Origin of the sequence: Hoyosella altamirensis (genome assembly GCF_014191505.1) — a bacterium.
Classification (GTDB): domain Bacteria; phylum Actinomycetota; class Actinomycetes; order Mycobacteriales; family Mycobacteriaceae; genus Hoyosella; species Hoyosella altamirensis.
This window is the reverse complement of sequence record NZ_JACHWS010000001.1, coordinates 1-19,541: the sequence shown is the minus strand read 5'-3', so window position 1 is coordinate 19,541 and position 19,541 is coordinate 1. Positions and strand designations below refer to the sequence as shown.

At 62.8% G+C, this 19,541-nt stretch carries 19 protein-coding genes; 9 read left to right on the top strand and 10 right to left on the bottom strand.

Features of this window, described 5'->3' with window-relative positions:
* Positions 1-55: 55 nt before the first annotated feature.
* The 3 genes from FHU29_RS00095 to FHU29_RS00085 are packed head-to-tail and all read right to left on the bottom strand — an operon-like array spanning position 56 to position 3,086.
* Complete coding sequence (locus FHU29_RS00095) at positions 56-1,117, bottom strand: iron ABC transporter substrate-binding protein (protein WP_064440619.1); 1,062 nt, start codon at positions 1,115-1,117, stop codon at positions 56-58.
* Between the two features lie 39 nt (positions 1,118-1,156).
* Positions 1,157-2,341 carry a M20 family metallopeptidase gene (locus FHU29_RS00090; protein WP_064440618.1) on the bottom strand — a complete coding sequence of 395 codons (1,185 nt, stop codon included), beginning with the start codon at positions 2,339-2,341 and terminating at the stop codon, positions 1,157-1,159.
* A 40-nt stretch (positions 2,342-2,381) separates the two neighbouring features.
* A complete protein-coding gene (locus FHU29_RS00085; protein WP_064440750.1) occupies positions 2,382-3,086 on the bottom strand; it encodes an enoyl-CoA hydratase-related protein in 705 nt (234 codons plus the stop codon).
* A gap of 113 nt (positions 3,087-3,199) precedes the next feature.
* On the opposite strand from FHU29_RS00085, the gene FHU29_RS00080 reads away from it, so the two are divergent.
* The gene (locus FHU29_RS00080; protein ID WP_064440617.1) at positions 3,200-5,929 is read left to right on the top strand and encodes an AMP-binding protein; all 2,730 of its coding nucleotides are present in this window, start codon (positions 3,200-3,202) and stop codon (positions 5,927-5,929) included.
* A 9-nt stretch (positions 5,930-5,938) separates the two neighbouring features.
* On the opposite strand, the gene FHU29_RS00075 is transcribed toward FHU29_RS00080, so the two are convergent.
* Complete coding sequence (locus FHU29_RS00075) at positions 5,939-7,888, bottom strand: acyl-CoA thioesterase/bile acid-CoA:amino acid N-acyltransferase family protein (RefSeq protein WP_064440616.1); 1,950 nt, start codon at positions 7,886-7,888, stop codon at positions 5,939-5,941.
* 171 nt (positions 7,889-8,059) lie between these two features.
* Between FHU29_RS00075 and FHU29_RS00070 the strand changes: the two genes are divergently transcribed.
* The gene (locus tag FHU29_RS00070) at positions 8,060-9,055 is read left to right on the top strand and encodes an Acg family FMN-binding oxidoreductase (RefSeq protein ID WP_064440615.1); all 996 of its coding nucleotides are present in this window, start codon (positions 8,060-8,062) and stop codon (positions 9,053-9,055) included.
* A gap of 71 nt (positions 9,056-9,126) precedes the next feature.
* Here the strand turns inward: FHU29_RS00070 and FHU29_RS00065 are convergent, their stop codons facing one another.
* Entirely contained in the window at positions 9,127-9,861 is a 735-nt protein-coding gene (locus FHU29_RS00065) for an SDR family NAD(P)-dependent oxidoreductase (RefSeq protein WP_064440614.1), read from the bottom strand.
* A 181-nt stretch (positions 9,862-10,042) separates the two neighbouring features.
* On the opposite strand from FHU29_RS00065, the gene FHU29_RS00060 reads away from it, so the two are divergent.
* The 4 genes from FHU29_RS00060 to FHU29_RS00045 all read left to right on the top strand — a co-directional run bounded on the left by FHU29_RS00060 (position 10,043) and on the right by FHU29_RS00045 (position 14,103).
* Complete coding sequence (locus tag FHU29_RS00060) at positions 10,043-10,690, top strand: response regulator (protein ID WP_064440613.1); 648 nt, start codon at positions 10,043-10,045, stop codon at positions 10,688-10,690.
* Positions 10,691-10,803: 113 nt separating this feature from the next.
* On the top strand, positions 10,804-11,685 hold the full coding sequence (locus FHU29_RS00055; protein WP_064440612.1) for a universal stress protein: 882 nt from the start codon (positions 10,804-10,806) through the stop codon (positions 11,683-11,685).
* A 37-nt stretch (positions 11,686-11,722) separates the two neighbouring features.
* The gene (locus FHU29_RS00050; RefSeq protein ID WP_064440749.1) at positions 11,723-12,517 is read left to right on the top strand and encodes a purine-nucleoside phosphorylase; all 795 of its coding nucleotides are present in this window, start codon (positions 11,723-11,725) and stop codon (positions 12,515-12,517) included.
* Positions 12,514-14,103, top strand: a complete 1,590-nt coding sequence (locus FHU29_RS00045) for a phospho-sugar mutase (RefSeq protein ID WP_064440611.1) — start codon at positions 12,514-12,516, stop codon at positions 14,101-14,103. Before FHU29_RS00050 ends, FHU29_RS00045 begins: the two co-directional genes overlap by 4 nt.
* 4 nt (positions 14,104-14,107) lie before the next feature.
* On the opposite strand, the gene upp is transcribed toward FHU29_RS00045, so the two are convergent.
* Positions 14,108-14,737 carry a uracil phosphoribosyltransferase gene (upp, locus tag FHU29_RS00040; protein WP_064440748.1) on the bottom strand — a complete coding sequence of 210 codons (630 nt, stop codon included), beginning with the start codon at positions 14,735-14,737 and terminating at the stop codon, positions 14,108-14,110.
* Between the two features lie 130 nt (positions 14,738-14,867).
* Between upp and FHU29_RS00035 the strand changes: the two genes are divergently transcribed.
* The 3 genes from FHU29_RS00035 to FHU29_RS00025 are packed head-to-tail and all read left to right on the top strand — an operon-like array spanning position 14,868 to position 17,595.
* The gene (locus FHU29_RS00035; RefSeq protein ID WP_064440610.1) at positions 14,868-15,191 is read left to right on the top strand and encodes a type VII secretion target; all 324 of its coding nucleotides are present in this window, start codon (positions 14,868-14,870) and stop codon (positions 15,189-15,191) included.
* Positions 15,188-16,309: a C40 family peptidase gene (locus tag FHU29_RS23540; protein ID WP_279347089.1), complete on the top strand. Its 1,122-nt coding sequence runs from the start codon at positions 15,188-15,190 to the stop codon at positions 16,307-16,309. Before FHU29_RS00035 ends, FHU29_RS23540 begins: the two co-directional genes overlap by 4 nt.
* Positions 16,192-17,595 (top strand): recombinase family protein, encoded by a 1,404-nt coding sequence (locus FHU29_RS00025; protein ID WP_341478965.1) that lies wholly within the window; start codon positions 16,192-16,194, stop codon positions 17,593-17,595. The genes FHU29_RS23540 and FHU29_RS00025 overlap by 118 nt, the downstream gene beginning before the upstream one ends.
* On the opposite strand, the gene FHU29_RS00020 is transcribed toward FHU29_RS00025, so the two are convergent.
* The 4 genes from FHU29_RS00020 to FHU29_RS00005 all read right to left on the bottom strand — a co-directional run bounded on the left by FHU29_RS00020 (position 17,592) and on the right by FHU29_RS00005 (position 19,464).
* On the bottom strand, positions 17,592-17,999 hold the full coding sequence (locus tag FHU29_RS00020; RefSeq protein ID WP_074390931.1) for an ImmA/IrrE family metallo-endopeptidase: 408 nt from the start codon (positions 17,997-17,999) through the stop codon (positions 17,592-17,594). The two genes, FHU29_RS00025 and FHU29_RS00020, sit on opposite strands and share 4 nt — an antisense overlap.
* A 120-nt stretch (positions 18,000-18,119) precedes the next feature.
* Positions 18,120-18,437 carry a hypothetical protein gene (locus FHU29_RS00015; RefSeq protein ID WP_064442313.1) on the bottom strand — a complete coding sequence of 106 codons (318 nt, stop codon included), beginning with the start codon at positions 18,435-18,437 and terminating at the stop codon, positions 18,120-18,122.
* A gap of 106 nt (positions 18,438-18,543) precedes the next feature.
* Positions 18,544-18,852: a hypothetical protein gene (locus FHU29_RS00010; protein ID WP_064442312.1), complete on the bottom strand. Its 309-nt coding sequence runs from the start codon at positions 18,850-18,852 to the stop codon at positions 18,544-18,546.
* A 3-nt stretch (positions 18,853-18,855) separates the two neighbouring features.
* Positions 18,856-19,464, bottom strand: a complete 609-nt coding sequence (locus FHU29_RS00005) for a helix-turn-helix domain-containing protein (protein ID WP_064442311.1) — start codon at positions 19,462-19,464, stop codon at positions 18,856-18,858.
* Positions 19,465-19,541: the final 77 nt, after the last annotated feature.

Sequence of the window (19,541 nt, the reverse complement as noted above, 5' to 3'; positions counted from 1 at the left end):
AGCGCGGCCAGCCCGGTTACCGGGCGGCCGCGCTGGGTCCTGCGGGCGAGCGAAATCAGAGGAGACCGACCTCAGTCAGAAGCTCCTGCGTCTCCTCGAGAGAAGCAAGGTCGGACAGGTCGATATCTGGCCCCTGCAGCTCGTCGAGCTGGGGGCGGCCTTCGTCGGTGAAGGAAAGCCCGTCAATGACGGGATACTCGGAGGTCTCGTCGAGGAAGTACTGCTGGGCGTCTTCGGCGAGCATCGCGGCCACGAGCGCCTGGGCGGCTTCCTGGTTCTGCGAACTGGCAAGGACACCTACGCCCGCAATGTTGATTAGCGCACCCTCGTCACCCGGGGCGAGGTACTTCACGTTCGCGCGGAGACTCTCGGCACCCTCTTCCTTCGCAAGCTTGTACCAGTAGTAGTGGTTGATGAGCCCGATCTCCACCTGGCCTTCATTGACCGCCGTCAGAATCGCATTATTGTTTTCGTAGCTGACCGGCTCGTTATCGCGGAAAGCTTCGAGCCACTCGCGTGCGCCGTCGTCCCCGCGCGAAACGCGCAGCGCGGTCACGAATGACTGCCACGAAGCGTTGGTCGGTGCGAAGCCGACTTTCCCGCGCCATTCAGGCTCGACCAGAGCGTCGATGGTGTCCGGCACCGCTGCTTCGTCAAGTGCTTCGCTGTCGTAGGCGATTACGCGTGCGCGCCCGGATGTGGCCACCCAGGTATCGTCACCCGCGCGGTACTGCTCCGGCACGAGTTCGAGAGTCTCATCGTCGAGCGTCGCGAGCAGATCTGCCTGCGATAGCGCGCCCAGCGCACCAGCATCCTGGGAAAAGTAGACGTCAGCGGGAGAGTTGGCGCCTTCTTCGAGGATCTGGGCGGCGAGTTCTGCGGTGTTTCCGTATCGCACGTCGATGCTCACACCAGTGGCCGCTTCGAGATCCTCGATAAGCGGCGCGACGAGATCCTCGTTGCGCCCCGAATACAGCACGAGAGTGGTTTCCTCAGCTGCTCCGTTGGTTTCACCCTCAGGCGCGGCGGTCGTCGGCTCGTCCGAACCGCATGCCGCGAGGGGAACCGCTAGGGCGACAGCCGCGAGGACTGTCGTAAAACGCTTGCGTGTGATCACGCTGGGCTCCTCATCTACAACCAGACAATTACGACGAGGCTACCCTAACCTATATAAGGCTTGGTTATCCAAATCTTCCTGTAGCACCAAACTCGTGAAAACGCGCACCCCCACTTCAAGAGCACGCTCGTCAATGTCGAACGTCGGCTGATGCAGGTCACGCTGCGGACCTTCGCCTGACCAGACGCCGAGTCTCCCCATAGCACCCGGCACGTGCTCGAGGTACCAGGAGAAGTCCTCCCCACCACCAGACTGCTCGGTCTCCGTGATCGCGGTCGGGTCGCCGTCCGTAACCGCCGCGCGAAATATCGCGGTCGATTCAGGATCGTTGATTACCGGTGGCACACCGCGCCGGTACTTGATCTCGTAATCCACACCGGTCGGCGCCATAGTTGACGCGACGATTTCGCGCACGAGTGGTTCCAGCAGCGCCCACGTTGCATGGTCACCGGTGCGGACGGTTCCGCGAAGCACGCCTACCCGAGGGATCGCATTCGCGGCGTCCCCAGACTTAGCCGCACCCCAGGCCATCACCGTCGAGGAACGCGGATCGACCCGGCGCCCGAGCAGGCCCGGCAGCGACGTGATCACCGTACCCATCGCGTAGATGAGATCGGAGGTGAGGTGCGGCCGGGACGTGTGCCCTCCAGAGGACGAGAACACGATTTCGATGAGGTCGGCGGCAGACGTGATCGCCCCAGTGCGCACCCCGACCTTGCCTACCTCGAGCCGGGGGTCGCAGTGCAGCGCGAAGATCCGTGAGACACCACTCATCACACCAGATGCGATCACATCGAGCGCGCCGCCTGGCATGACTTCCTCCGCGGGCTGGAACAAGAGCCGCACGCCGCGCGGCAGAGACGGCAGACTTGCGAGAGCCAGCCCTGTGCCCAGAAGAATCGCGGTGTGCGCGTCATGCCCGCACATGTGGGCGACACCGGGCACGTCGGAGGTGTAGTCGGCGTCGTTAAGTTCCTGCATAGGGAGAGCATCCATGTCCGCGCGCAGCGTCAGACGCTTGCCACGTGCGTCAGGCGGTCCCAGATCGCAATACAGCCCCGTGCCGCCAGGAAAGCGCACGGGATTCAGCCCCGCCTTTTTGAAGTGGTCCTCCACAAAAGCGGTCGTCCGGAATTCGGCCCGCGCGAGTTCGGGGTGCCGGTGCAGCTCGCGTCGCCACCGGACGAGATCGTCCCGGTGTGCGACTAGCCACTTGCCGATCATCTCCCTCACAGCTACGCATGCTCCTCTGGTGTCTCGCCAATTATTGTTGTCCGAAAGCGAAGTTCGTGTCGCGGGTTTTCGTTTCCAGTGCGCCAATCAGATCGCCGTGGATACTCCGTTTGATGCCGCCTAGGTTCGCGCCGCGCTTGCTCGTCAACTGCTCAGCCCGGCTTACAGCCGAACTCAGCAGCGCAGTCGCGTCACTCGTCGCCTGGACGATCCCCGCTGCGAGCGCGTCCGGACCGCCGTACCTGCGTCCTGTGGTCATCGCTTCAATCGCAGTTTGCTTGGGCAAACGGGAGTTGAGCAGCGCGCTCATACCGACGGTGAACGGCATATTCAGGTCCACTTCAGGCAGGCAAAAGAACCCCTGATCCTCGCGCATCAGCTGGAAGTCAGTAGAGATAGCGAGCATCGCGCCCGCACCAAACGCGTGGCCGCTGACTGCCGAGATCGTCGGCATGGGAAAGGTCAGCAAACGAGAAAAGATGGAGTGCGTGCGATCGAGATATTCAGGCAACTGGTCGAGGTGACCGAAAATCCACTCCACGTCGAGTCCATTGCTGAAGAACTTGCCGGTCGACGTGACGACAAGTGCAGCTGGCCCCTCGGATCCCTCGATTTCGTCGAGGCTCGCATGAATCGCGTCCATCCAATCCGGATGGAACCGGTTTTCGCCGGCCTGTTCGCCCTCGGCGCCCAGGTTCAGAACAAAAACGTCGCCCTCGCGTGAGACATATGGCATAGAAGGAGCGTAGTCCGCCGCGATCTGCGAGCCGTCGACACCCCGCGTGGACTTGTGGAGGCCCCAAGTAAGGGCGTCATAATTCCCCGGCAACGCGAACTCAGGAGACACAGGTGCGCAACCTCACCGAAGTAACGCCGTCGCGAATCGTCAACGGACTGGCGGGTTACGGCGAAAACCTAGCTCTAGCACACAGTTCAGGAACTCTTTCCTATGCTGAACTCGCTGCTGCGGTCGTCCAGGAGGCCGCGCGATTCGCCGACGGTCGCCGCCTCGTCGTCGTGTCAATCACCAATGAGCCAGGCTCGATCATCGCGTACCTGGCCGCATTATGGGCCGCGCAGCCTGTGATTCTCATCTCCCCCGACTCCCCAGACTCACTCGAACGCATTTTGCGGACCTACGACCCGGACAGCGTCTATACGGCGCAATCCGGCTGGGTCGACCGGCGCGCGGCATCCATTCACGAACTCCACCCTGATCTCGCACTTCTCTTGAGCACGTCAGGATCAACGGGGTCTCCCAAACTTGTGCGGCTGACGTATGACAATCTCGACGCCAACGCGGACTCCATCGCCGAATATCTCGCGATCCGGTCATCGGACCGAGCAGTCACAACTCTGCCGCTGAATTACTGCTACGGGCTCTCGGTCCTGCACAGCTATCTGCTGCGCGGCGCGGGTCTGCTGCTCACAGATGATTCAGTCGCCGAACCACGGTTCTGGGAGACGTTCCGTCGCCACGGAGGGACGTCACTGGCAGGGGTCCCATACACGTTCGAACTGCTCGAACGCGCAGGGTTCACCGAAATGGAGTTGCCCACTCTGCGTTACATCACGCAGGCCGGGGGCCGTATGGATCCCGGCCTGGTGCGAAAATACTCCCAACTCGGGCGCCAGCGAGGGTGGGAACTGGTCGTGATGTATGGGCAGACGGAAGCAACCGCGCGCATGGCTTATCTGCCGCCTTCTTGTGCCGCCGAGCATCCGCAGGCAATCGGAGTGCCAATTCCCGGTGGAGCCTTCACTCTCGCAGCGTGCGAAGGGTTTGATGGCCACGAGACAGGCGAACTCGTCTACACCGGACCCAACGTGATGCTCGGCTATGCCCAGCACCCATCCGACCTCAGCCGCGGACGTGACCTCGAAGAACTACGCACCGGCGACATCGCGACAAGGACGATGGAGGGGCTGTATGAAATCGTTGGACGGCGCAGCAGATTCGCGAAGATCTTCGGGTTGCGAATCGACCTTCATCACATCGAGGCAACACTCCGCGAGGAAGGCGTGGCCGCTCTCGCCGCGGCAACCGACGAACACCTCGTCGTAGCCGTCACGAACGGCGCCGCGGAGCGCGTTCGTCAGCGCGTCGCCAGCTTCACAAAGCTCCCCGGCTGGACGATAACCGTCGCGGACGTCACCGAACTGCCCCGGCTTGAAAACGGCAAACCTAACTACCCGGCCGTGCTCGCTCTCCGTTCGGACAGCCCGCAGGCGTCGAACGTGGCCGACCTTCTCAGCAATGTGCTGAACGTCCCTCTCAGCACGATCACACCGAACGACAGCTTCACGACACTCGGCGGCAATTCGCTCTCCTACGTCACCATGTCTGTTCGGCTCGAAAAACTCCTCGGCAATCTCCCGCGAAATTGGCACGCGCTGTCGATCGCGCAGCTGGAAACAGCGATGCGACCACGATCATCGTGGCTTCGCACCGTCGAAACACCCATTCTGCTGCGCGCAGTCGCAATCATCGCGATCGTGGGGGTGCACGTCCCGCTGTGGAAATTCTTAGGCGGTGCGCACATTCTCCTCGCGGTCGCGGGTTACATGTTCGCGCGCTTCACGCTCAGCGGATCGTCAATCCAGAGCCGGCGCGGCGCCATACTGAAGGCGCTTGGCGGCGTCGCCATCCCGTCAGTCGCTTGGATAGCTGCGGTCTATGTGGCGACTGACTGGTACGAGGTCAGCAACCTCTTCCTCGTCAACAAACTCGTCGGCCCGCACACGCGCACATCTGGGGTGCTGTGGTTCATCGAGATCCTTGCACTGATTCTGGTGAGTGCAGCGGTCCTATTTAGCTTTCCCGCGGTCGCGCGGCTCCAGCGGTGCTACCCTTTCGGCTTTCCAGTGGCGCTCACAGGCGTGGGAATCGCTTTTCGCTACGGGCTGCCGTGGGATCCGATCGCACCGAAAGACGCGGTGTATCTGCCGCTTACCTTCTGGGTGTTCACTTTGGGCTGGGCAGCCTGGGCCGCTCGGACCTGGCAAGAGCGCGCATTCGTCACCACACTCGCGGCAGTCTTCTTGCCCACCTATTTCGATGGCACTCGGCGCGGAATTCTCGTCCTCGCTGGCGTGCTCCTGCTGCTGTGGGTGCGGTCAGTACGGCTGCCCGCACCGGTCGTCTGGGGCGCGGCGCTTGTCGCGCACAGTTCCCTGTACATCTATCTGACGCACTGGCAGGTCTTCCCCTTCGTGCGCGACGAGTTCGGGAAGTGGACCGCGCTCGTCGCGAGCATCGTGATCGGCATTGCGTACCACCGCGCCGGCTCCTGGGCGCTGCGGCAAGCGTTGCGACAATTCAGAACGGTAGTCAAAACTACGCCTCGAGCAACTCTGCTCACCTGGTCGCATCGCATAACGAAATCCGCGTACGGTGGGGCGAAAGTGACCGCGCCGGAAACGGAGGACACCGTGGACCGAGAAGTACCTGACGACCGGGACGAACAGCAGAAGATATTCGATGCCGCTAAGGGCAGCACCGACCCTGAACAACCCAAAGAACACGTCAGCGAAGAGGGCGCCGTCGGCGGCACGCCCGGCACGACTGACGGCCAATAATTTGACCGATCATTGGCCGTGCCCGAAGGCCCTCACGTCACCTGCAACCTCGGCGATGAACCGGACGACATGTTCGGCGGCTTCACGCTCCGCAGCTGCGTGAGCGGGCCGTTCGCCACCGAACGCAATTCCCTCCGCCCACAAGGCGTCTGTGGGGAAGCGGCCGAACCGGAATACGTGTCCAGCGCCGGCGAAGTCAATGTGTCGGTCATGAGGGACGCCGCTTCGGCGCTTGATCAGCATTTCCGCCATGCTCGCGGACGGCCAGACCGCGTCTGCCGCGCCCGAAATGCACAGTAAGGGGCAGCGTACGTTCTCGGCGTGCAGCACCGCTTCCCCGTTCGGTTCGGTTAGCCCGGCCTGATAGGCGGGGCAGAGTTTCAGCAGGCTGGGCCTGCCCGCGGCGATGTCGCGATGCACGCGCCAGGCGTTACGCACAAGCTGCGGCATGAGTGCACCTGTTGGCAACTGAGCATAGGGAAAACCCTCGCCATATAGCGTCCATGACGGCGTGTCCGCGATTTCACCGTCGGGCCCAACGGCTTGCCAGGACACCGCGCTGGGACTGACCAGAACGAGCGCTCGAACGATGAGGGGGCTGCTGACAGCCGCAGCGAGCAATCCTTCCGCTCCGCGAGAAATGGCGATCCCAGACACTCGGTCCGAGTCGACATCGGCTCGGCTTGACATCCAGTTCACTGCGGATACGAACCGTTCGAGCGGAATCCGCGCCACCGGCGCACCCTCGTCGAGCCAGTTGTACGCGAGGGCGGCGAACCCTCGCGAGGCAAACATAGCGATCGTCTGGCGTTGAGAATCGCATCCACCCTCCGACCCCCCGAAGCAGACCACCGCAGGCCAGCCGCCGGACGGAGCAGGACCGGACGGCAACGCGAGCAGGCCAGCCCTGCCATCGATGTCCTCCCCGGTCACAGTCACCGAGGATGGCGCCGCGTGGCGCACGACCGTCCGCCGAACCACCGCGTTGCCCGATGTTGCCTCGACGGTGACGAGCCAGTCTCCGGCCGGCGCGACGAACATTCCTGACGGCCCCTCAGCTGGAGCGGGTCGCATCGCCCAGATGGGTGCGTCACCATCAGCTACCGCCCAGTCGCCCGACACGGGTGCTGCGGATGCGAGATCCAGCGGTCCAGCCACAGGCGCGGTAAAAACTGCGGCAGACCGCCACTTCCGCCCGAACAGATCGGTGCCGTTCGTCTGAATTCGCACCTCAGTGCCGCTGGCGCATCCCTCGACGCGCACGGGAAACGGCGAATCGTGACGTGAGATGTCCGGCACGGACAGTGAAATCCGTGTGTCAACAACATCTTTCGGCGGGACCGGCTGCTCGCGTATCGGCAGCGTTGCGTCTCGCGCCGACACCGACCGCGATCGGGAGTCGAACCACTGCGGAAACACCCCTGAGATGAGGCCAGCGATGCCAACCAAGGTAAATGGCACCACCCAGTAGCAGATGACGGATAGCAGGTGGCCCTGATCCCGGATCGTGGCGTCTCCGTCAACAATGGGAGGAATCAGTGACGAAACGGTCATCACGCCGAACGTGCCCACCCACATCCAAGTCATCGCGGTGGTGATCACCCGGAAACCGTCACTGGCGGCGGTCTGTGCATCGACTTCCGACTCCGCGTATTCGCGGACGAACGGGCGCCCCACTGCGAGGCCAGCCAGCGATATGAGGAACAGTCCCGCGTTGCTCACCGGCTGCAGCCAGCGTTCAAGCACTGCGTCGCTGAGAAGCAGTGCGAGCACGAGGAGCGCGACGAACACGACCACAGTCCCCACGTCCAGGGAATGCAGGCGCTCGCCACGAATTCTCTGCACGATCGGTCCTGCAATCGCGATTGCCAGCGCGATCGCCACCGCATGGACGAAACCCGTGTTGCCGACCAGGATCCAGTACACAATCCAGGGTGCGAAGCCGATCAGGTATCCCACATCTACAACTGTGACTCAGACCTGCGCAGCAGTCCTGGTTTCTGCTTCTTTGAGTACGACGGCTGGGCTCAGGGACTTCCGTCCCTCCGATCGCTGACCGTGGACCCTATGGCCCGATCCCGGCTCGACGGATGCTTGAGACATCACACCAGTTCAACCTTAGGATCACCGATGTCCAACGACCGCCACACCCCAGAGCAGGCCCTGCGGCGCGCTGTCGCGCGAGCTCATCGGGCACCATCAGTCCACAACACGCAGCCCTGGCTGTGGGAACTCCGGGACGGGTCGCTGGAATTGTTCGCCGATCCTGAACGGATGGTCAATGTGGCGGACCCCAGTGGCAGGCAAATGGTGATCAGCTGCGGGGCCGTACTGCATCACGCGAAGGTCGCGCTGACGAGCATGGGTTACGAGGCAGCCATCGTTCGGATGCCCGACCCGTCAGATGCATTCCACCTCGCGACGATCACCATCAAACCGGTCACTTTCCCCGACGAGCGTGATCGTATCCTCGGTGAGGCTGTGCAGATGCGTCGAAGCGATCGGCGTCCGCTCGGCCCGTTGTCCGACAACGAGATATACAACCTCAAAACGGCATTTCACGATGATCTGGTGTCGATCGCCGTCCTCGACCGCGACGGGGCACAGATCGTGAAAGAAGCCTCCGAATTGGCGGTACGTGAACGCGCCACCGACGAGCAGTACCATCGCGAACTGAACTGGTGGAGCGGCCATTATCGACTTTTCGACGGGGTACCGCGCTCGTCGCTCCCCTCACTCGAGAAACGCGGGGCGGTGCCGAGCGGCCGTGAGTTCCCTGCGGGCACGCTGAAGCCGCAGCGCGATGTGCCCGATAGGGCAAGCCTTCTCGTCATGAGCACGTCGGGGGATTCAGCCGAAGACTGGCTGCGCTGTGGTGAGGCGATGTCGGCTGTGCTGCTTCGAGCGGCGGCGTCACGGCTGGGTGCGTGCCCGGTCACCCATGTCACCGAAATCGAGGACAGCCGCGCTCTCGTTCGTGACGCTGCGCAGCGCGCTGGGGAGGTTCGCAGGTACCCGCAGGTCGTCATTCGCGCGGGGGAACGTCTTTCGTCTGGGCTCCCGCCCGAAACTGGTCGGCGTCCTGTTGAGGAGATCCTGCGGATACGGGTCTCACCCGACAACTGAAGTCCGAAGGTGTGGCCCTCTACTTCCCGCAGTAGAGGGCCATTTGGCGTGGTCACACAGGTTCGACGAAGTCATTCCGGCGGCGTCAGGACAACTCCTGTGAGTGCACCTCCGTCGACAAGGAACTCTGATCCTGTGGAGAAGGTCGCCTTGTGTGCCAGGAATGTGACGAGGTCCGCAACTTCCTCTGGCTCTCCGAAGCGCGGGATTGGCTGGTTCTCGACCATTTCCTCGCCGAATCCGGCCGTCATGGGCGTGCGGATCGGGCCGGGGTGGACGGAAAACACTCGTATACCAGCCGGGGCGAATTCGAGTGCTGCAGTCTTCGTGAGTCCGCGCATTGCCCATTTACTTGCCACATAGGAGCCGACCTGGCTATAGCCAGCCATCCCGGCAGTGGACGAGATGTTGATGATGACACCGCGGCTCGCTCGCAGCGACGGGGCAGCCGCGCGCATGCCAAGCCACGCGCCGATGAGATTAACATCGAGAACGAACCTGAAGTCCTCGGTGGATTGTTCCTCGATTCCACCGAACTTCACGACCCCCGCATTGTTCACAAGGACTGCCAGCGGCTCATTCTTGGTGGCTTCCGCAATCGCCGCGGCCCATTGTGATTCGTCGCGGACATCGAGAGGAACGTAGGTGACGCGCTCGCCGAGTTCCTCGGCGAGCAGCGTGCCCTCCTCGTGCAGGACGTCCGAAATCACGACCGTTCTGCCTTCGGCGCAGAAACTTCTCGCTATCGCCGCCCCGATTCCGCGCGCGCCGCCGGTAACGAGGACAGATCCGTCGGTGAGTGCCATAGGTCCGTGCCTTTCTATGCAGGTGTTGTGACCTCTAGCCAACCGTGCGGCACGCTCCTGACACGAGAGTCGCTGGGTCGCAGGTTCCGGGACCAAAGTCCCAACGGGTACGGCCGTTGTGCTGCGGCCAGTAAGGACTATCAGCGCTACGATCAAGGCAGGAACAGCTAGGAGAGGCCGAATGTACACAGTGTTCTTGGTGGATGACCATGAAGTCGTCCGGCGTGGGCTAGCTGACTTGATCTCTGCCGACCCACAACTTTCTGTGGTCGGTGAGGCTGGCAGCCGGGAGCAGGCGCTCGCGCGTGTGCCCGCGGCAGCACCTGACGTCGTGGTGCTCGATGTCCGGCTGCCGGACGGGAACGGCATCGAACTGTGCCGAGAGCTGCGTTCCGCAAACCCAGCGCAAGCCTGCCTCATCTTGACATCCTTCACTGACGAGCAGGCGATGGTCGACGCCATACTCGCGGGTGCCGCTGGTTACGTGATCAAAGATATCCGTGGGATGGATCTGACCAGAGCCATCATCGACGTCGCGTCAGGCAAGTCGCTCCTTGACAACCGCGCCGCGGCGGCACTGATGACGAAGCTCCGATCGGGCCCCGATGAGAAGGACCCCTTCCCCACTCTCACGGAACAGGAGCACACGCTCCTCGCCCTGATCGGTGAAGGTCTGACGAACAGGCAGATCGCCGAGCGGATGTTCCTGGCGGAGAAAACCGTCAAGAACTATGTCTCGCGTCTTCTCGCGAAACTCGGTGTAGAGCGCCGAACGCAAGCGGCTATTCTCGCGCCGCGGCTCGACAAGCGCGGCCGCGATAGGCGCTGACTCGTTAGGGACCTCTGTCATCTAGGCGAAGTGCCGTTCGGCACTCCACACGACGGTCTGCAAGGGCGAGACTTGGAACAGTCCATGCAGTCGAGCAACGGAAAGCAGCCACCATGTCACTTACTCAGCCGATCATTGTCGGAACAGACGGTTCACCTGCGGCGGAAAGCGCTGTCCGGTGGGCCGCACGTGAAGCGGTGCTCCACGATGCGCCACTACGGATCGTCTCCGCCCTCGATGGACCGCCACAGGTCTGGGGGGACTTCGCGATCCCCACTACCTACCTCGAGGAGGCCCGCCAGTTCGCCGCTTCTCGGCTGAAGGAATCCGCCCGTATCGCTGCGGAGGCTGGCATCGAAAACGCCGAAACCGCGGTGTTGTCAGGGTTCGCTCATGAGGATCTCATCGCGGAATCACGCAATGCGCGCATGCTCGTTCTCGGCTCGCGAGGCCTCTCCCCTTTTAAGGCGAGCATGGTCGGGTCGGTTACTCACGCGGTCGCCTCACACGTCACGGCACCACTGGTGGTGATTCAGGAGCTCCAGCCCGGATGGGACACCGCACCCTCAGCGCCGGTGGTCGTGGGCGTAGACGGTTCAGAGCACAATTTGGCCGCCATCGACATAGCGTTCGCCGAGGCATCAGTTCGTGGGGCGCAGCTCATTGCCGTGCACGCATGGAGCGACGTCGTACTCCCGAAGGCCCTCCGTTCCGACCAAGGACTGCCGTGGGAAAACATGGTGACAGCTGAAGAGGCCCGGCTCGCTGAGTCGCTTGCAGGCTGGGGCGAGAAATACCCAGAGGTTGAGGTTCGCCGTGTGGTAATCCAGGACCGGCCGGTCAGATACCTCAGCGAACTTTCTGCCGCCGCTAGTCTGGTTGTCGTCGGCAATCGCGGGCGTGGGGGTTTCACCGGCATGCTCCTCGGTTCCACGAGCCGTGCTCTGCTCCACACCTGCCAGTCCCCACTGATGACCGTGCCACCGCAGTCATAAACGCTGCAGTGCCGCTAGGGTGGTGTGGGTGAGAAACATCGACAATCCTCACGTCCTCGCCCGCGCCGCCGCGAATTCGATCGCGACGCGAACTGGCGTCGCGGAGCACACAGTCGCAGTGGTACTCGGTTCGGGCTGGGCGCCAGCGGCGTCAGTCCTCGGTGCACCGACTGCCACGATCCCGATGCCAGAGCTGCCTGGCTTCGCGGTCCCCACCGCGGTTGGGCACGGAGGTGAGATCCGGTCGGTGGCCGTGGACGGCACTCATGTCCTTGTTCTGCTCGGCCGAGCACACGCGTACGAGGGGCATCCGCTATCGACGGTGGTGCACCCCATCCGCACCGCCTGCGCGGCCGGAGCGCACACCATCATCCTGACAAACGCCGCAGGTGGGCTCCGTGGCGACATGAACGTGGGACAGCCGGTGCTGATCAGCGACCACATCAACCTGACCGGGCGTTCACCACTAATGGGCGCTCAATTCGTCGATCTCGTCGATGCGTACTCACCGAAGCTGCGTGAACTCGCTCAGCAAATCGAACCGTCCCTGGCCGAAGGCGTGTACGCCGGGCTTCCCGGTCCGCACTACGAGACACCCGCCGAGATCAGAATGCTGCGGACACTCGGCGCCGACTTAGTCGGGATGTCGACGATTCACGAGACAATCACCGCGCGCGCCGAAGGGGCGAGCGTCCTCGGTATCTCGCTAGTCACCAATCTGGCCGCCGGGATGACCGGGGAGCCACTAAGTCACGAAGATGTCATCGAAGCCGGACGGACCGCCGCGCAGCGGATGGGCACGCTCCTGCACAATCTGGTGACGCGACTGTGACTCAAGTCGATCCCGGCATCATTGCCGCATGGATCGACGCTGATCCTGACCCGGCAACCCGAGACGAACTACGCGCACTTGACCCCGAGCTACTCGCTGAACGTTTCGCTGCGCCCCTGACATTCGGTACCGCAGGCATCCGCGGACCCGTCCGGGCAGGACCCAACGGAATGAACATCGCGGTGGTCACACGCACCACTGCGGGTATCGCAGCGTGGTTGCAGGGGCGCTGCCTCGGCGGTTCGACAGTGGTCGTGGGCCGCGATACCCGCCGAGGTTCTGAATCTTTTGCCCGTGCCGCAGCCGAAGTCATGGCCGGAGCGTGCTTTCGCGTCGTGCTTCTGCCACGACCGCTGCCGACGCCACTGGTTGCCTATGCAACGCGCAAACTAGGTGCGGCAGCAGGGATACAAATCACCGCGTCGCACAATCCTCCCGAGGACAACGGGTACAAGCTGTACCTCGATGGGGGCGCGCAACTCGTGGCTCCTGCGGACCGTGAGATCGAAAAGTTGATCGCCGCTGCCCCCGGTGCCACATCAGTGCCCCGGCAGCCGGTTGAGGCGTCAGGTGATGAGATCGTGACGAGTTACCTTCACCGCGTTGCCACGCTCCCTCGCACACCGCAACGCAACATCAGGGTGGCGCTTACCGCGATGCACGGCGTCGGTGGCGAAACTGCCGTCGCAGCGCTCCGGGGTGCCGGATTCACCGATATTCATCTGGTGCGTGAACAGTTCGAGCCCGATCCCGCTTTCCCCACAGTCCGCTTTCCGAACCCTGAGGAGCCCGGCGCATCCGATCTCCTGTTGTCGCTCGCAGCCGAGGTAGAGGCCGACATCGCGGTGGCACTGGACCCAGATGCGGACAGATGCGCCATTGGCGTACCTGCGCCCGGGGGCTGGCGGATGCTGTCTGGCGACGAGACCGGCGTGCTCCTGGGCGATCACGTGCTGCGCCACACGACCGGGGACCGGCTAGTCGCAACGACCATTGTGTCCTCCTCGATGCTGGGCAAGATCGCCGCCGCGTACGGCGCGCGGTATGCAGAGACCCTGACGGGTTTCAAGTGGCTCGTGCGAGCCGGTTCAGGCCTGGTGTACGCCTATGAGGAAGCGATCGGCATCTGCGCCGACCCCCACACAGTTCTCGACAAAGACGGCATTTCCGCTGCCGTCGTCGCGTGTGACCTCGCAGCGTCCCTGAAGTCCGCAAACAGCACCCTCCTCGACGCGCTCAGCACATTGATGGACGAGCACGGAGTTCATATCACCGCCCAGGTCTCCCGCCGTTTCGCATCGCTTCACGGTATTGCTGACGCGATGGCCCGGCTGCGCGGTGCCATGCCAGCCGAAATCGGCGGTGAGCAGATCGAGGTGACTGACATGCTGACGCTGCGCGGGCAGCGCCGGACCGATGCGGTCGTGTTGCGCGGCAGGCACCTTCGCATCGTCGTGCGTCCCTCAGGCACCGAGCCGAAGCTAAAGTGCTATCTCGAAGCGGCTATGGACGACAACAGTCCAGGGTCACGTGCTGCGGCGAGCAAACTGATCGATGCGGGCCGGACGTTCGCTGCTTCGCTCTGACTGCTCAGCTATAGCGGGGACCGAACTGACGATCTCCCGCGTCTCCAAGCCCAGGCACGATGAAGGCGTCATCGTTGAGCTCCGCATCGACAGCGGCTGTCACGAGACGTACCGGGTATCCCAATCGCTCGAGGGCCTTGATCCCTTCTGGCGCCGCGACGACACAGATAGCCGTAATGTCTGACGCGCCGCGCTCCGCGAGCAGTTCGAGCGTGTAGAGCATCGAACCTCCCGTGGCGAGCATGGGGTCGAGAACGAACACAGGCCTGCCCTCGAGGCGCTGCGGCAGCGCCTCGAGATAGGGCACCGGCTTGTGTGTTGTCTCGTCGCGTGCCATACCCACGAACCCGGTCTGCGCTTCGGGGATCATGACGCTCGCCTGATCAGCCATGCCCAGCCCAGCACGCAGCACAGGCACAAGCAGCGGCGGGTCCTGCAACCGGAAGCCGGTCGCGGTCGCTACCGGAGTTGCGACGTCGAATGCCGCGACTTTCGCCGTTCGCATCGCCTCATATACGAGCATCTGCGTCAGTTCGCGCAGCGAATTCCGGAACACTGCACTGTCGCTGCGCGCATCGCGCATCAATGTCAGGCGTACGGCGGCTAAAGGGTGATCGACAACCAGCGTGTCCATAGTCGCGAGCATATCGGTAAAAGATTTTCGCCACCGAATGGAACCGTTCGGCCGTCGCGATGCGTCCCACCTTCTCAGCGGCAGAAATGTGCGACTGACGAGATGGACCGACAGAAGAGGGGAGACGGCCTTGAGCGAACTGGTTGCGGCGCCAGAGGAGATTCGCCGGTTCGGGGTGTGCGTGGAGGAACAGAGGACACGTCTCACCATGGCCTCGGCCTCGGTGGCTGCGCTCGAGCCTGCGCAGTTAGCGCCAGCACTCGGACTGATCGGCAGTGACTATCTGACGGCCTTCAACACCGCGCGGCAGCGATACGCCTCAGCTCTCAATTCCCTCGCGCACGTGGCCGACGCGATGTCGTCCGCCGCTACGGTGACCGCACAGGCTTATACGACCCGCGACGCAGCGTTCTCTGCCGCGCTCGGGGGCCCGGTGCAGGAGATGAGCCAATGATCGACGTCGCACTGCTGAAGAAGCCCCTCGACGACCTCGCTGCAACCCTAGGCACCGGGCAGATGCCAGCGACTGATCCGATGAGGGAACTTACGCACGTCGCGGGGACGCTCAACCAAGTCAGCGATCTTGGACTCAGCTCCGTGAGACAACTCGAAGGGGCATGGCGTGGTCACGCCGCGGATGCTGCCGCGGCTAAGGGACTTGACTTCGGAAACGCTGCCGGCCAGCTGGCCACGCACGGACAAAGCCTGGGATTCAGCTGGTTGTCCGCAGCGGAGTCGGTGCTGCGCGGCGTCGGTGAGCTCGCGGCGATTGGCGCGTCATTCATGCGTATTCTGCAGCACGCGGAAACCCTCCTCGCTCACCCGCTTGGCCAGCTCACCCTGCTGAAAGAAGCACTCGATCACCTGTCCCGTGCCCTTGACGTCGTCATCCGCTTGAGCAGCGAGTTGTCATCGAACGCCGGCGGACTCAACACGCTAGGGGCAGATATTCGCATCCCGGCGGCCCCCGGGCCGGGTATCGCCGATCAGGGATACGGTTCTGCCGCTGCCGCCGCGTTCGGTGGCCAGTCCGATGTTTTGCCGGCGAACGGATCATTCGAGACCGCTTCCGGGGGCGGCGCGATAGTCCAACTACCGGACGGCAGCATCGCGTCTGCCCCTACTCCACAGGCTGCCGACGCGGTGCGCAACGCACTCAGCCAGCGGGGCGTGCCCTATGTTTGGGGTGGCACAACACCGGGTGCGGGATTCGACTGCAGCGGGCTGACTCAATGGTCGTATGCACAGGCTGGGATAGAAATTCCCCGGCTCGCTCAGGAGCAGAATGTCGGTACGCCCGTCAGGCCTGATCAATTGATGGCGGGTGACCTGGCCGTGTGGGATGGTCACGTCGCCATGGTGATTGGCAACGGTCAGATGGTGGAAACCAACCGTGAAAAAGGGTGCCTGTTGTTTATGCTGGTCACGTGCCTCACACCCCGATCTCCCGCGCTATCCTGTACTGCCGTGTCTCCAGCGACACCACCGGGCACGGCAAATCAGTCGCTGACCAGGAACACGAGTGCCGCGCGATCTGCGCGCGCAACAACTGGCATGTTGCGGAAGTCCTGACCGACAACGACATGGGCGCATCCCGCCACTCCGGGCGCCAGCGTCCCGCCTACGAGCGGCTGAAAGAGACCCTCTCCCCTGGCGATGTGCTCGTGACCTGGGAAGCATCAAGGGCGCAACGTGACCTCGCCGCCTATACCCAGTTGCGTGACCTCTGCGCGGCGAAAGGCGTGTACTGGTCCTACTCCGGCCGCCTCTACGACCTCACCAAAGGCGATGATCGCTTCACTACGGGGCTCGATGCTCTGCTATCGGAGAAAGAAGTCGAACAACTCCGGGAACGCGTACTCCGCGGGAAACGCTCCCGGCTGAATCAGGGAAAACCGAACGGGCGCATGCCCTACGGTTACCGGAGGATAATAAACCCCGGGACAGGCCGCACCGAGGGATGGCAACCGTGCCCCGTGACCGCGCCGATCGTCAGAGAGATTGTGGCTCGCCTGCTAGCTGGCGAGCCGATCAACAGCATCAGCACCAACCTCAACCAGCGGGGCGTCACTCCCCCGTCTGTCGGCGGCGACCGTGCACCAGCCCCGGAGTGGATCAGACAGCGGTTACGCACAATGATCGTCACACCGACCTACGCGGGACTGCTCACTCACCGCGGCACCGTCGTTGGGGAGGGCGCGTGGGAGCCGCTCATCACGGTCGACGAGCACCACCGGCTGATCGCGATCCTCACTGATCCAGCGCGCGCGACGTACAGGGGCTGCGATGTGAAGCACCTTCTGACGGGGATCGCATTGTGCGACGTGTGCGATTCGCCTGTGCGGTATTTCGGGCCGAAGGGACTGAAGACACCCCGCTATCAATGCTCGAAGTCGTCTTGTGTGGGCCGACGTGTGGACATGGTGGATTTGCAGGTCACGGACACATTGTTGACGGCGTTGCGGCGTTGGGACATTCAGCAGCTCACGCCAGAAGAACGTGGTGAGGGACGCCAGGCTCAGGATGACATCCGCGCACTCCGGCAGCGGCTTGACGCTTTCACGGATGCAGCAGCAGGTGGGGAGATCACCCCTGCGGCTTTCGCGCGGATCGAGGGCAGGCTGTTGGGTGAGATCGCCCAGTTGGAACGGCGCGCGAAACACGTTGTGCTTTCGCCACTGGTTGCGCAGCTGGCTGGGGAGAACGCGTTTGACACGTGGGAGGGGTTAGCGTTGATGCAGCGCAGGGAGGTGATTCGCGCGACGTGTCGTGTGAGGATTCTTCGGTCGTCTCAGCGCGGACCGCGGAAATACTGCGCGCGCGACTTGTCAGTGGAGGTCGCACCTACGGGCTTCTAGCCAGCAAGAGCCTCCGTGAGGTGCAGGTGTTCGGTGTTGCTGAGTGTTTCCATCCGCACTCGGAGCATGTGTGGGGACACGCTGAGTTCTTCTGCGAGCTCGTAGTGGTTTCTGGTCCATTTCAGTGCATTGGCGAGGTGTTCGATTTTGATGAGCCGTCTTGCTGCGACGCGGTCGACGATGCGTTCTTCTCTGCTTTGGTAGGGGCCTGTTGTGTGGGTGCCGCGTTCGAGGTGAACGATTTCGTGGGTGAGGGTGCAGCGTTTGCAGGTGGGCACCAGGCGGGGGTGCAGCCAGATGCTGCGGCCGTCGGTGCATCCGTTCATCCAGTCCGGGAGCGGGATGTGGTCGTGCAGCGGGATTTGGGGGTAGCGGGTCATTAGGTCAGCGAATGGGTCGTACATGCGTTCGAATTTAGCGTGAGATGCTGACAGATTTCACGACATCAACTGGAGATTAGACCGTTCGAACGACACCCACCGAATTACCGCGTAACCGCGTTTTCCGCGTAGACAACACGAGCATCATTCGTTCAGCCGACGCTCAAGCTCACTAATGCGCACCGCCTGCGCGGCCACGGTCACTTCAAGCTTCTTCACTCGCGCCTCAAGCCTGCGGATACCCTGTTCAAGCTTCTGAGTTGGGTACACCGTGGCGCCAGCCAGCATGGGGAACATGCCTCGTTGGTCCTCAGGCAGTTTTGGCAGGCTGTCGGCGAGGTAGTCACGCAGCAGTCGCGCCAGTTTCAGTTCCGCGGGGATGGGATGGGTGTGCAGCGTGTTGAAGGGCACGACATCGGGGATTTGAGTGCTGCTGCACTCGTCAGGTTTATCGTCGCTCACATGGCCTCGTTGCTTTCCGAAATGCTCAGGGTTCTTTTCCGTGGAGCCAGGGACACTGGCGGTACGAGATTTCCAGAATCGCCGGGTAGCAATGACGGTCCGGACGCTACAGCGCTTCCAGGGGACGCCAGCCGCCTTGTTCTAGCACCTCGGCATCTTGCAGCCGACGACCCTGATCGCGCCGCCCAGCTTCTGTCTCACGATCTTCTGGGGCTTCTTCGACAATGACCGCGAATTGCGTGGCGGCCAGGTTGATGATGAGCGCTGAGCGGGCCTGCCCATTAATAACGGTCGGCATGCGAATGACGAGGCCGCGGCTCATCCAGTCAGCGACGTGGGCTTCGAGGGATTCGACGGTTTCGTTTGCGAAGCGGTAGCACACGTCGAGGTGCTTGAACATCAGGTATGCGGTCATTGGCTAGTCCTCCTGGTCGTCGCTGGTGTGCCGGTCCCCTGGTTTGCGCTCGTGTGCTGCGAGTTGTTCGTCGTCGAAGTCGGGGGTTGGGTCCTCTGGTGGGACGACGCCGAGTCTTCGCCTGCCTTCTGACGTGAGGTCTAAGTTCGGGCGCACACCCCGATCGATCTCCATTTGGCGTTGAACTTGTTCGTCGTCGGTGAGTGCGCTGCGGCGTTGTTTAGCTCGTAGGCGGCGGCCCAGCTCATCAAGAAGCTCCTCATCAGATACTTGTGAAAGTGCACCCGCGAAATGTCGCTCATGCTCCTTGATCCGGCGCTCGTTCTCCTGCAAGGCCATTAGGAAGCTGGCGGCATCTGACCTTCCGGCCTCCTTCAACTCGCGAGCGCTTATCCCCAGCACGGAAGCCATTCGCGCGAGCGTCTCCGGTGGTGCATCGACTCGGGCTTTGTCACCCGCCCTAACCCATTGGAAGCCTGATTCAATCTGCCGCCATCGTCCCTCGCTGATCCCTGCGAGCTCTGCCGCCCTCCGGATTGACAGCTTGGGAATCTGCGCGGCTCTGGTGCGCCGGATCAGCCGTGCCTCTGCTGGCGCATCTGAATCGCTCATGGGGTTCAGCATGTACCGCGAAATCTGCGAAGTCCACTAACGCACACATCGCGCAATTTCGCAGTTACACGCGTGTT